General features: G+C 62.6%; 10 protein-coding genes. 9 read left to right on the forward strand and 1 reads right to left on the reverse strand.

Going from position 1 to position 12,442, the window contains the following annotated elements:
* The 8 genes from GKC70_RS01865 to GKC70_RS01900 all read left to right on the forward strand — a co-directional run bounded on the left by GKC70_RS01865 (position 1) and on the right by GKC70_RS01900 (position 10,569).
* Positions 1 to 1,251, forward strand: coding sequence for a sarcosine oxidase subunit beta family protein (locus GKC70_RS01865; protein ID WP_029615229.1), 1,251 nt, complete (start codon positions 1 to 3; stop codon positions 1,249 to 1,251).
* Between the two features lie 14 nt (positions 1,252 to 1,265).
* Complete coding sequence (locus tag GKC70_RS01870) at positions 1,266 to 1,601, forward strand: sarcosine oxidase subunit delta (protein ID WP_039581290.1); 336 nt, start codon at positions 1,266 to 1,268, stop codon at positions 1,599 to 1,601.
* The gene (locus GKC70_RS01875) at positions 1,598 to 4,615 is read left to right on the forward strand and encodes a sarcosine oxidase subunit alpha (protein ID WP_342650283.1); all 3,018 of its coding nucleotides are present in this window, start codon (positions 1,598 to 1,600) and stop codon (positions 4,613 to 4,615) included. Before GKC70_RS01870 ends, GKC70_RS01875 begins: the two co-directional genes overlap by 4 nt.
* A 127-nt stretch (positions 4,616 to 4,742) precedes the next feature.
* Positions 4,743 to 5,375, forward strand: a complete 633-nt coding sequence (soxG, locus tag GKC70_RS01880; RefSeq protein WP_342650284.1) for a sarcosine oxidase subunit gamma family protein — start codon at positions 4,743 to 4,745, stop codon at positions 5,373 to 5,375.
* Between the two features lie 12 nt (positions 5,376 to 5,387).
* On the forward strand, positions 5,388 to 6,245 hold the full coding sequence (gene purU / locus GKC70_RS01885) for a formyltetrahydrofolate deformylase (RefSeq protein WP_029615232.1): 858 nt from the start codon (positions 5,388 to 5,390) through the stop codon (positions 6,243 to 6,245).
* A 263-nt stretch (positions 6,246 to 6,508) separates the two neighbouring features.
* Entirely contained in the window at positions 6,509 to 7,708 is a 1,200-nt protein-coding gene (gene fdhA / locus GKC70_RS01890) for a formaldehyde dehydrogenase, glutathione-independent (protein WP_039581282.1), read from the forward strand.
* 717 nt (positions 7,709 to 8,425) lie between these two features.
* Positions 8,426 to 9,817, forward strand: coding sequence for a hypothetical protein (locus GKC70_RS01895; protein ID WP_342650285.1), 1,392 nt, complete (start codon positions 8,426 to 8,428; stop codon positions 9,815 to 9,817).
* 188 nt (positions 9,818 to 10,005) lie between these two features.
* Positions 10,006 to 10,569, forward strand: coding sequence for a DUF2780 domain-containing protein (locus tag GKC70_RS01900; protein WP_342650286.1), 564 nt, complete (start codon positions 10,006 to 10,008; stop codon positions 10,567 to 10,569).
* A 12-nt stretch (positions 10,570 to 10,581) separates the two neighbouring features.
* Here the strand turns inward: GKC70_RS01900 and GKC70_RS01905 are convergent, their stop codons facing one another.
* Positions 10,582 to 11,469: an acyltransferase gene (locus GKC70_RS01905; protein WP_342650287.1), complete on the reverse strand. Its 888-nt coding sequence runs from the start codon at positions 11,467 to 11,469 to the stop codon at positions 10,582 to 10,584.
* Between the two features lie 252 nt (positions 11,470 to 11,721).
* Between GKC70_RS01905 and GKC70_RS01910 the strand changes: the two genes are divergently transcribed.
* Positions 11,722 to 12,225, forward strand: a complete 504-nt coding sequence (locus GKC70_RS01910) for an ATP-dependent zinc protease (protein WP_029615273.1) — start codon at positions 11,722 to 11,724, stop codon at positions 12,223 to 12,225.
* Positions 12,226 to 12,442: the final 217 nt, after the last annotated feature.

Genomic DNA, 12,442 nt, shown 5'->3' on the forward strand with positions numbered 1-12,442 from the left:
ATGCAACGTTACTCGGGCTTCGGCCTTCTCAAGCACTCCCTCAGCCACCACGAGAACTGGCAGCGCATGTGGCGCACGCCGACACCGAAAAAGGTGTACGACGTGGTCATCGTCGGCGGTGGCGGCCATGGCCTGGCCACGGCCTACTACCTGGCCAAGGAACACGGCATCACCAACGTGGCGGTGATCGAAAAGGGTTACCTGGGCGGCGGCAACACCGCCCGTAACACCACCATCGTGCGTTCCAACTACCTGTGGGACGAGTCGGCGCATCTCTACGAACACGCCATGAAGCTGTGGGAGGGCCTGTCCCAGGACATCAACTACAACGTGATGTTCTCCCAGCGCGGCGTCTACAACCTGTGCCACACCCTGCAGGACATGCGTGACTCCGAGCGCCGCGTCAGTGCCAACCGCCTCAACGGCGTGGACGGCGAGTTGCTCAATACCGCCCAGGTGGCGGCCGAGATCCCGTACCTGGATTGCTCCAAGAACACCCGCTACCCGATCCTTGGCGCTACCGTACAGCGCCGGGGCGGCGTGGCCCGTCACGATGCCGTGGCCTGGGGCTATGCCCGTGCCGCCGACGCCTTGGGCGTGGACCTGATCCAGCAGACCGAAGTGACCGGTTTCCGCAAGGAAAACGGCGCCGTGATCGGCGTCGAGACCAGCAAGGGCTTCATCGGCGCCAAGCGCGTCGGCGTGGTCACCGCCGGTAACTCCGGACACATGGCCAAGCTGGCCGGCTTCCGCCTGCCGCTGGAGTCGCACCCGCTGCAAGCGCTGGTCTCCGAGCCGATCAAGCCGATCATCGACAGTGTGATCATGTCCAACGCCGTGCACGGCTACATCAGCCAGTCCGACAAGGGCGACCTGGTGATCGGTGCCGGTATCGACAGCTGGGTCGGCTACGGTCAGCGCGGCTCGTACCCGGTGATCGAGCACACCCTGCAGGCCATCGTCGAGATGTTCCCCAATCTGTCGCGCGTGCGCATGAACCGCCAATGGGGCGGCATCGTCGACACCTCGCCCGACGCCTGCCCGATCATCACCAAGACCCCGGTCAAGAACCTGTTCTTCAACTGCGGTTGGGGGACGGGCGGCTTCAAGGCGACTCCAGGTTCGGGCAACGTCTTCGCTGCGAGCCTGGCCAAAGGCGAAATGCACCCGCTGGCCGCGCCGTTCTCCATGGACCGTTTCTACAACGGCGCACTGATCGACGAACACGGCGCTGCTGCCGTCGCCCACTAACCGGAGACACCGTCATGTTGTATATCTTCTGTCCCCACTGCGGCGAGCTGCGCTCCGAAGAAGAGTTCCACGCCTCGGGCCAGGCGCACATCGCCCGTCCGCTGGACCCCAACGCCTGTTCCGACCAGGAATGGGGCACCTACATGTTCTACCGTGACAACCCGCGCGGTATTCACCATGAGCTGTGGGATCACGTTGCCGGCTGCCGTCAGTACTTCAACGTCACCCGCAACACCGAGACCTACGAGATCCTGGAAACCTACAAGATTGGCGAGAAGCCGCAGGTCAGCGCCCGCGAACACACACCTGAGCGCTCGGCGGCCGTAAACGAACGGGGAGTCAACGTATGAGCCAGACCTATCGCCTCGCCAGCGGCGGCCGTATCGACCGCAGCAAGGTGCTGAACTTCACCTTCAACGGCAAGACCTACCAGGGTTATGCCGGCGACAGCCTGGCCGCTGCGCTGCTGGCCAACGGCGTCGACATCGTCGGGCGCAGCTTCAAGTACTCGCGCCCGCGCGGCATCATCGCTGCCGGTACCGAAGAGCCGAACGCCATCCTGCAGATCGGCGCCAGCGAAGCCACCCAGATCCCCAACGTGCGTGCCACCCAGCAGGCGCTGTATTCGGGCCTGGTGGCCACCAGCACCAACGGCTGGCCGAACGTCAACAACGACGTCATGGGTATCCTCGGCAAGGTGGGCGGCAGCATGATGCCGCCGGGCTTCTACTACAAAACCTTCATGTATCCCAAGTCGTTCTGGATGACCTACGAGAAGTACATCCGTAAAGCCGCCGGTCTTGGCCGGGCGCCGCTGCAGAACGATCCGGACAGCTACGACTACATGAACCAGCACTGCGACGTGCTGATCGTCGGTGCCGGCCCGGCGGGCCTGGCCGCTGCCCTGGCCGCTGCGCGCAGCGGTGCCCGGGTGATCCTGGCCGACGAGCAGGAAGAGTTCGGTGGCAGCCTGCTCGACACCCGCGAAACCCTCGATGGCAAACCCGCTGCCGAGTGGGTCGCCAGCGTGGTCAGCGAGCTCGAAGGCCTGCCGGAAGTGACCCTGCTGCCGCGCGCCACGGTCAACGGCTACCACGACCACAACTTCCTGACCATTCACGAGCGCCTCACCGATCACCTCGGCGACCGCGCGCCGATCGGCCAGGTGCGCCATCGCGTGCACCGCGTGCGGGCCAAGCGCGTGGTCCTGGCGACCGGCGCCCACGAGCGTCCGCTGGTCTACGGCAACAACGACGTGCCGGGCAACATGCTGGCCGGTGCAGTATCCACCTACGTACGCCGCTATGGCGTGGCGCCGGGCCGCAAGCTGGTGCTGTCGACCAACAACGACCATGCCTACCGCACTGCGCTGGACTGGCACGATGCCGGCCTGCAAGTGGTCGCCATCGCCGATGCACGCCACAACCCACGCGGTTCGCTGGTCGAGGAAGCACGTGCCAAGGGCATCCGTATCCTCACCTCCAGCGCCGTGATCGAAGCCAAGGGCAGCAAGCACGTCACTGGTGCCCGCGTGGCGGCCATCGATGTGCAGGCGCACAAGGTCACCAGCCCAGGCGAAACCCTCGAGTGCGACCTGATCGCCACGTCCGGCGGCTACAGCCCGGTGGTTCACCTGGCCTCGCACCTGGGCGGTCGCCCGGTGTGGCGTGACGACATTCTCGGCTTCGTGCCGGGCAATGCTCCGCAGAAACGCGAATGCGTCGGCGGCATCAACGGCGTGTACCCGCTGGGCGATGCCATTGCCGATGGCTTCGAAGGCGGCGTGCGCGCAGCCACCGAGGCCGGCTTCAAGGCCACCGTCGGCACCCTGCCGAAAACCGTGTCGCGCAAGGAAGACGCCACCGTGGCGCTGTTCCAGGTGCCGCACGACAAGGGCACCGCCCGTGCGCCCAAGCAGTTCGTCGACCAGCAGAACGACGTCACCGCTGCAGCCATCGAGCTGGCCACCCGCGAAGGCTTCGAGTCGGTCGAGCACGTCAAGCGCTACACCGCGCTGGGCTTCGGTACCGACCAAGGCAAGCTGGGCAACATCAACGGCCTGGCCATCGCCGCCCGTTCGATGGGCATCACCATCCCGCAGATGGGCACCACCATGTTCCGCCCCAACTACACGCCAGTGACCTTCGGCGCGGTCGCGGGTCGTCACTGTGGCCACCTGTTCGAGCCCGTCCGCTTCACCGCCCTGCACGCCTGGCACGTGAAGAACGGCGCCGAGTTCGAGGACGTAGGCCAGTGGAAGCGTCCGTGGTACTTCCCCAAGGCCGGTGAAGACATCCATGCCGCCGTGGCCCGCGAGTGCAAGGCCGTGCGCGACAGCGTCGGCTTCCTCGACGCCTCGACCCTGGGCAAGATCGACATCCAGGGCGCGGATGCGCGCGAGTTCCTCAACCGCGTGTACACCAACGCCTGGACCAAGTTGGATGTGGGCAAGGCCCGTTACGGCTTGATGTGCAAGGAAGACGGCATGGTCTTCGACGACGGCGTCACCGCCTGCGTCGGCGAGAACCACTTCATCATGACCACCACCACCGGCGGCGCTGCCCGCGTCCTGCAGTGGCTGGAGCTGTACCACCAGACCGAATGGCCGGACCTGAAGGTGTACTTCACCTCGGTCACCGACCACTGGGCCACCATGACCCTGTCCGGTCCGAACAGCCGCAAGCTGCTCAGCGAGCTGACCGACATCGACATGGACAAGGAAGCCTTCCCGTTCATGACCTGGAAGGAAGGCAATGTCGGCGGTGTACCGGCTCGGGTGTTCCGTATCTCCTTCACCGGTGAGCTGTCGTACGAAATCAACGTGCAGGCCAACTACGCCATGGGCGTGCTGGAACAGATCATCGAGGCAGGCAAGAAATACAACCTGACCCCGTACGGCACCGAGACCATGCACGTACTGCGCGCCGAGAAGGGCTTCATCATCGTCGGTCAGGACACCGACGGCTCGATGACCCCGGACGACCTGAACATGAGCTGGTGCGTGGGCCGCAACAAGCCGTACTCGTGGATCGGCCTGCGTGGCATGAACCGTGAAGACTGCGTGCGCGAGAACCGCAAGCAACTGGTCGGCCTCAAGCCGGTGGACCCGAATGCCTGGCTGCCCGAAGGCGCCCAGTTGGTGTTCGATCCCAAGCAGCCCATCCCGATGGACATGGTCGGCCACGTCACCTCCAGCTACAAAGCCAACTCCCTGGGCTATTCGTTCGCCATGGGTGTGGTCAAGGGCGGCCTCAAGCGCATGGGCGAGCGTGTCTACTCGCCGCAGGCCGATGGCAGCGTGATCGAGGCGGAGATCGTGTCTTCGGTGTTCTTCGATCCGAAGGGTGAGCGGCAGAACGTCTAAGGACTTTGGAAGACCGCACCGGACCCTGTGGGAGCGGGCTTGCCCCGCGATGCGAGGGTGGCCTCCCGGCCCCATCGCCCACAGGTTCGGTGTCGTTCCTGGCACAAGAATTCAAGGCAGGTAAGAAATGAGCGCTATCAACGTCTTCCAGCAAAATCCCGGCAGCGAGGCCAAGGCCCAGTCGCCGCTGCACCATGCCGATCTGGCCAGCCTCGTCGGCAAAGGCCGCAATAACGCAGGCGTGACCCTGCGCGAACGCAAGTTCCTCGGTCACCTGACCCTGCGTGGCGATGGTCACGACGCCGAATTCGCCGCCGGTGTGCACAAGGCCCTGGGCCTGGAACTGCCGGTGGCCCTGACCGTCGTCGCCAACGACGAGATGTCGCTGCAATGGGTCGGCCCGGACGAATGGTTGCTGATCGTCCCCGGTGGCCAGGAACTGGCCGTCGAGCAGAAACTGCGCGCGGCCCTCGAAGGCCAGCACATCCAGGTGGTCAACGTCAGCGGCGGGCAGAGCCTGCTGGAGCTGCGCGGGCCGAACGTGCGCAACGTACTGATGAAATCCACCAGCTACGACGTACACCCCAACAATTTCCCGGTGGGCAAGGCGGTCGGCACGGTGTTCGCCAAGTCGCAACTGGTGATTCGCCGCACGGCTGAAGACACCTGGGAGCTGGTGATCCGCCGCAGCTTCTCCGATTACTGGTGGCTGTGGCTGCAGGACGCCTCGGCCGAGTACGGTCTGGCCATCGAGGCCTAAGGAGCGCAGCACATGAGTCGGGCACCGGATACCTGGATTCTCACCGCCGATTGCCCGAGCAAGCTGGGCACGGTGGATGTGGTGACGCGCCACCTGTTCGAGCAGAGCTGCTATGTCACCGAGCACCATTCCTTCGATGACCGGCTGTCGGGGCGCTTTTTCATCCGCGTCGAGTTCCGCGCGCCGGAGGGCTTCGATGAAGAGGCCTTTCGTGCCGGGCTTGGCGAGCGCAGCGCCAGCTTCGGCATGGCCTTCGAGCTGATCGCGCCGAATCATCGCCCCAAGGTGGTGATCATGGTGTCCAAGGCCGACCACTGCCTGAACGACCTGCTCTACCGTCAGCGCATCGGTCAACTGGGCATGGAGGTGGTCGCGGTGATTTCCAATCATCCCGACCTGGAACCGCTGGCGCACTGGCACAAGATCCCCTACTACCATTTCGCCCTCGACCCGAAAGACAAGCCGGGTCAGGAACGCAAGGTGATCAAGGTGATCGAGGAAACGGGCGCGGAGCTGGTGATCCTCGCCCGCTACATGCAAGTGCTGTCGCCGGAGTTGTGCCGTCGTCTCGACGGCTGGGCGATCAACATCCATCACTCGCTGTTGCCTGGATTCAAGGGCGCCAAGCCCTATCACCAGGCTTACAACAAGGGTGTGAAGATGGTCGGCGCCACGGCGCACTACATCAACAACGACCTGGACGAAGGCCCGATCATCGCCCAGGGCGTCGAGGTGGTGGACCACAGCCACTACCCCGAGGACTTGATCGCCAAGGGGCGTGACATCGAATGCCTGACCCTGGCGCGGGCGGTGGGGTATCACATCGAGCGGCGGGTGTTCCTCAACGCCAATCGCACTGTCGTGCTCTGATCGGTCTCACCGCGGGACAAGTCGCCGCGCTCACACGAATGTCACGGGTTTCGAATCCGCTGAATGCCCTGTGGGGGCGGGCTTGCACCGCGATGGGCTGCACCGCTTTCGACCTGCCGTAAACAGGCATCCCTCTGTCGCATCCAGTCAGTGCAGCGACACCCATCAGGCCCACAATTCCCCCATTCCAGTAACGCATGCCGCTCATGGATGGCGGCGCTTCAACCACCGCTGCATAAGTACAAATCAAGCGAGGTAAGAGCATGTCTGGTAACCGTGGAGTGGTGTATCTCGGCGCAGGCAAGGTCGAGGTGCAGAAGATCGACTACCCCAAAATGCAGGACCCACGCGGCAAGAAGATCGAGCACGGCGTGATCCTCAAGGTGGTTTCCACCAACATCTGCGGCTCCGACCAGCACATGGTCCGTGGTCGCACCACCGCTCAGGTCGGCCTGGTCCTGGGTCACGAAATCACCGGTGAAATCGTCGAGAAAGGCCGCGACGTCGAGCGCATGCAGATCGGCGACTTGGTCTCGGTACCGTTCAACGTGGCCTGCGGTCGCTGCCGTTCCTGCAAGGAAATGCACACGGGCGTGTGCCTGACCGTCAACCCGGCTCGCGCTGGCGGCGCCTACGGCTACGTCGACATGGGCGACTGGACCGGTGGCCAGGCCGAGTACGTGCTGGTGCCCTATGCCGATTTCAACCTGCTCAAACTGCCTGAGCGCGACAAGGCCATGGAGAAGATCCGTGACCTGACCTGCCTGTCCGACATCCTGCCCACCGGCTACCACGGCGCCGTCACCGCAGGCGTCGGCCCGGGCAGCACCGTCTATGTGGCCGGTGCCGGTCCGGTCGGTCTGGCAGCGGCCGCCTCGGCACGCCTGTTGGGTGCGGCCTGCGTGATCGTGGGTGACCTCAACCCGGCGCGTCTGGCCCATGCCAAGGCCCAGGGCTTCGAGGTGGTCGACCTGTCCAAGGACACCCCGCTGCACGAGCAGATCGTCGACATCCTCGGCGAGCCGGAAGTGGATTGCGCGGTCGATGCGGTGGGCTTCGAGGCCCGCGGCCACGGCCACGAGGGCGCCAAGCACGAGGCCCCGGCCACCGTGCTCAACTCGCTGATGCAAGTCACTCGCGTGGCCGGCAGCATCGGTATTCCGGGCCTGTACGTGACGGAAGACCCAGGTGCCGTGGACGCTGCGGCGAAGATCGGTGCGCTGAGCATCCGCTTCGGCCTGGGCTGGGCCAAGTCGCACAGCTTCCACACCGGCCAGACGCCGACCATGAAGTACAACCGCCAACTGATGCAGGCGATCATGTGGGATCGGATCAACATCGCCGAAGTGGTGGGTGTGCAGGTCATCAGCCTGGATCAGGCGCCGGAAGGCTACGGCGAGTTCGATGCCGGCGTACCGAAGAAATTCGTCATCGATCCGCACAAGACCTTCAGCGCTGCCTGACACTACAGGGGCCGCTCTGCGGCCCCACCGCCTTGCACAACCGCCGCAGCCCTCGGCGGTTGTGCACCCCGTTGGACAACACCATTCATCCAAACTGATATTTTTATCAGTGTGCCTCTGTTCGTCTGTGTTCTAGTTTGGAAGTGCAGGTCACTGAAGCCGTCTTGAGCACTTCAAGCGGCACAGATCTTCCATCGACAACGAGGCTTGGCACATGAAAACTTCAATGGCTGTTAGCGCGGGCGTTCTGTTTCTGCTCATGAGCACTGCTCACGCGGCACCGGCCCCTACAAAACCGGCTGACGATGACAGTGGATGGGTGCCTACCCAGGTGCAGAAAACCATTCCGGTGGTGGCCTCGGCGCACGTCACGCTGTTGGCGGCGGGGTCTCTAAGCTAAGAGGTCTGTAGACTCAGGCCCCCTTTCCAAGGGGGCCGTCCCGTCAATGGTATCGCTGGAGATGCGCAGCAGTTCGAGCATGAAACATGCCCGCGCTTGTGGATCCCAGGTGCACTCAATTTTCCGCGCGGTACGTCCACTCGCCGTGGGCACTGTGTCCTGCAACAGCCCCGCTCCCACCTGATATTTCTACCAGTTACGGTCGAGCAATCGACTTGCTAGCGTTCTTGCGCGGATAGACAAGTATCTCCCGCTCGTAAATGGCTGACGACTTGTGAATGTCGACCCTATTGCCAGCGCCTGGCAAGGACGGACCTATGTGGATGAAACGCTCGGTGGCACTCGGGATGCTCGCGTTGGTGGCGGCTTGTGCACGAACGCCCGAGGTCGCGGTCGATGCAGGTATGGAAGCCCGCGGGGGCCAAACGCCGACAATGAGTGCGGTAAGTTCGGCACCGCTGGATGTCTCCGCCACGGGCGTGCAGGCGGCCGAACAGTTGACCCGCTGGTACGAACAGACGCGCCGGGATTGCGGGGGAGCCACAGCGCCAGCTTACTTGTGTTCAGGTGTAATGATGCGCGGTACGCAAAGCGGGCAAAGTTGGTTGCCTTGGGATCCGAGCCCGCCCTCGGTCGCCAGTGGAGGCGTATCCTTTGCGTGGATAAGGACAGACATGAGCTTCTCGACATTGCCGTTGGATTACAACAATGGGTACATATTCTATCCGGCGCAGGAAACACCAGCAGGCAAGAACTCAACGATCCAGGTGCTGTGCTCCTTTCCCTTCGACGCCTGGACAGACAGTCGTAATCAGCAAGGCTGCGGGATATCGCCCGAGTATCCCACCCAGAGCCGGGCGTGCAATGAACAGGGCATCGATACCGCCGCGAAGTGGATAACCCATTTCAACAGCGCGCCGAATAAATACAAGGCGCAGTGTGGTTGGAATCTGCGACAGGGACAGCCCGCTACCGCAGATCGTTTTTTCCAGACAATAAGTGCGAAACAACTGCTGAGCGGGTTCCACCGCACGGCCAACAACGAACTGCGTTTGGCGACGTGGGCCACGGGCAGCGGCGCACAACTGCCCATTCAATCATTCTTCTATATTGCCGGTAGCCAGGGCCTGGTTGGGGCTCAGGATGATCAGCGTCGGTATTATCAACATTACAACCAAGTGGTGCCTGTCATTCAATTGACCATGGCGGCTAATGCCAACGGCAAGGCCAACTTCGTCTATCGCCAAGCCGATCAGGTGATCGGGGATGAGGGACGTCCTGGCACACAGATCGACTTTGAGTCCGTTGCCCTGCAGGAAGGCCAGACTGAGCTTCGCCTTGCCCAGGCGCGGATTTGGGTTCATCCGATCGAGTGGACACGTGAAGTCAGGTTGGCTGTGCGTGATGAAAAACGGCCAAGCAATGGCATTAGCGGGCATTATTTATACGTGCGAAAAAATACTGGGAAAAATTTAATCCAATTGATTATCGAACCGACCCAGCCCGTCAGTCGTATCGTCATGGATATGGACAGTCCCGAGGGACAGCCGATCAATGAAGGTACCGTGTACTACACTGATGGGACTGATCGTCATTTCTCACCCCGATTCCCAGGTCTCGACTTGACAGCGCCCGCTGGAAAAAGGATCAAGGCGATCGGATTGGACGACTATGAACGACGGATAGATAACATCCGGTTCTACGACTGAACGTCGCTACGGCACAACCGAGCCAGTCTCGGTTGTGCTCGGCGAGAGTAGACCCCTCGGCCTATCTTCCGCTCATTGGCAAGGCGTGGACGCTTTCATGAAACACGTCGCAGGCCTCGGAACAAGCTCCTTATCGCCCAGTCAAATGCCGCGTTTCCCAGGCCATCCCGGCCGATGAGGTCCGCGCAATGAAAGCCATCACTCTGGCAACCCTGATGACCCTGGCCGCAAGCCCGGTGTTCGCCTTCAATCTCAATGACGCCGCCGATGTGGTCTCCGCGCTGCAAGGGCCGAGTCAGAAGACCGAGGCGCCGGCGCCTCAAGCTAACTTGCTCAATACCTTGGGTCGCGACCTGAAGATCACCCCCGAACAGGCCGTCGGCGGCGCGGGCGCCATGCTGGGCCTGGCGCGCAACAACCTGAGCAAAGCCGATTACGGCCAGTTGACCCAGGCCGTGCCGGGCCTTGACCAGTTGACTGGGGCCAATGCCTTGGGTGGATTGCAGGGACTGGACGCATTGCTTGGCAAGGGCAGTGGGCATCAGTCGGCGCTGAGCAGCGCGCTGGGCAATGTGGAAGACCGCAACGACCTGGACAGCGCGTTCAAGGCGCTGGGCATGGACACCGGGATGATCGGCCAGTTCGCGCCGCTGATCCTGCAGTACCTGGGTCAACAGGGCGTGGCCGGGTCGCTGCTGCATAACCTGAGTAGCCTGTGGACGACACCTGCGCGCACGGTGCCGTCTGTCTGAGGGCGGTGCGATTCAGCGCAGTTCGGCGCGCAGTTGCTCGATGCGCTGGTCCTTGTCTTCCCACAGCTGGTTCACCCACGCCTGAACCTTCTGCCGGAACACTGGATCGCTCTCGTAGTCGCCTTCGCACAGTGCCGGGTCCAGCTCGCGCACGCGGATATCGATGATCACCCGCTCGATGCTGCCATTGAGCAGCGCCCAGAACCCCGGTGCCTTGTTCCCCGGATAGACGATGGTCACATCGAGCAGGGCATCGAGCTGCTGGCCCAGGGCCGCCAGCACGAAGGCCACGCCGCCGGCCTTGGGCTTGAGCAGGTGGCGATAGGGCGACTGCTGCTCAGCGCGCTTGGCCTCGGTGAAGCGGGTGCCTTCGAGGTAGTTGACCACGGTCACTGGCTGGCGCTTGAACAGCTCGCAGGCCGCCTTGGTGATTTCCAGGTCCTTGCCTTTGAGCTCGGGGTGCTTCTCCAGGAAGGCCTTGCTGTAGCGCTTCATGAACGGATAGTCCAACCCCCACCAGGCCAGCCCCAGCAGCGGCACCCAGATCAGTTCTTTCTTGAGGAAGAACTTGAAGAACGGCACCCGCCGGTTGAGGCTTTCGATCAGCGCCGGGATATCGACCCAGCTCTGGTGGTTGCTGATGCACAGGTAGGAGGTGTGCGGGTGCAGTTCGTCGACGCCGCGAATGTCCCATTCGGTGGGAATGCACAGGGCGAAGATGGCCTTGTCGATTTCCGACCAGGTCTCGGCGATCCACATCACCGCCATCGAGGCATAATCGCGTCCACGCCCAGGCAGCACCAGCTTGAGCAGGGCAAAGACCAGCAAAGGGCAGATCAACACCACGGTGTTGAGCAGCAGCAGGGCGGTGGTGAGAATGCCGGTCAGCAGGCGACGCATAGATAAACTCTTGTTGTGTGAAATTTCTGGTTGGCAATGATAAGCAGGCCAACGCCTGACGCCAAACGCCCGTTGCTCGACGGCACGGACAAATGTTTCACATTATGTGGGGTAGGTTAGAGGCAGCGGCAAGTTGCTAGCGGCAAGCGGCAAGACAAAGCCGTCGCACCCTGTCCAGCTTGCAGCTTGCAGCTTGCAGCTTGCAGCTTGCAGCTGAAGCCCCCTCCGTTCGACCTCAAGGAAATGCGTTCTGTGAAATCCATGCTTGCTCTCCTTTCATTGCTCGCGCTGCCGGTCATGGCGGCCGAGCCGACCCTGTATGGCCGCTACGAGTACATCAAGCTCCCCGAGATCGGCCAGACCCTCAAGGCCAAGATGGACACCGGTGCATACACCGCCTCACTGTCGGCCAAGGACATCGAGACCTTCACCCGTGATGGCGAGGACTGGGTGCGTTTCCGCCTCGCCACCAAGGATGCAGATGGCAAGGTCTACGAGCACAAGGTGGCGCGCATCAGCAAGATCAAGGCCCGTGTCGGCGATGACGAGGACGAGGACGAACCCTCCGAAGCCGCACGCCGCCCGGTGGTGGACCTGGAGCTGTGCCTGGGCGACGTCAAGCGCACGGTCGAGGTCAACCTCACCGACCGCAGCAACTTCAACTATCCGCTGCTGATCGGCGCCAAGGCCCTGCGCGAGTTCAAGGCCGCCGTGAACCCCGCCCGCCGCTACACCGCCGATAAGCCGGGCTGCTGATGCAGCAGCTGCAAGCGGCAAGCGGCAAGAAAAAAGCGGATCGGTATAGGCTCGCACGCAGCGCTTTTTCTTGAAGCTTGAGGCTGCTGACGCAGCAGCTTTGAGCTGCAAGCTTCAAGCTGCAAGAAAGAGCGGATCGGTATAGGCTCGTGCGCAGCGCTTTTTCTTGAAGCTTGAAGCTTGTGGCTTGAAGCTTGTGGTTTGCAACCCGAGGCTT

This window comes from Pseudomonas sp. REB1044 (genome assembly GCF_038813925.1).
GTDB classification, from domain to species: Bacteria; Pseudomonadota; Gammaproteobacteria; order Pseudomonadales; family Pseudomonadaceae; genus Aquipseudomonas; species Aquipseudomonas boreofloridensis.

Bases quoted from the DNA above. Each gene is read 5' to 3' on its own strand.
- GKC70_RS01865 (WP_029615229.1), top strand. From the start codon at position 1: ATGCAACGTTACTCGGGCTTCGGCCTTCTCAAGCACTCCCTCAGCCAC.
- GKC70_RS01870 (WP_039581290.1), top strand. From the start codon at position 1,266: ATGTTGTATATCTTCTGTCCCCACTGCGGCGAGCTGCGCTCCGAAGAA.
- GKC70_RS01875 (WP_342650283.1), top strand. From the start codon at position 1,598: ATGAGCCAGACCTATCGCCTCGCCAGCGGCGGCCGTATCGACCGCAGC.
- soxG (WP_342650284.1), top strand. From the start codon at position 4,743: ATGAGCGCTATCAACGTCTTCCAGCAAAATCCCGGCAGCGAGGCCAAG.
- purU (WP_029615232.1), top strand. From the start codon at position 5,388: ATGAGTCGGGCACCGGATACCTGGATTCTCACCGCCGATTGCCCGAGC.
- fdhA (WP_039581282.1), top strand. From the start codon at position 6,509: ATGTCTGGTAACCGTGGAGTGGTGTATCTCGGCGCAGGCAAGGTCGAG.
- GKC70_RS01895 (WP_342650285.1), top strand. From the start codon at position 8,426: ATGTGGATGAAACGCTCGGTGGCACTCGGGATGCTCGCGTTGGTGGCG.
- GKC70_RS01900 (WP_342650286.1), top strand. From the start codon at position 10,006: ATGAAAGCCATCACTCTGGCAACCCTGATGACCCTGGCCGCAAGCCCG.
- GKC70_RS01905 (WP_342650287.1), bottom strand. From the start codon at position 11,469: ATGCGTCGCCTGCTGACCGGCATTCTCACCACCGCCCTGCTGCTGCTC.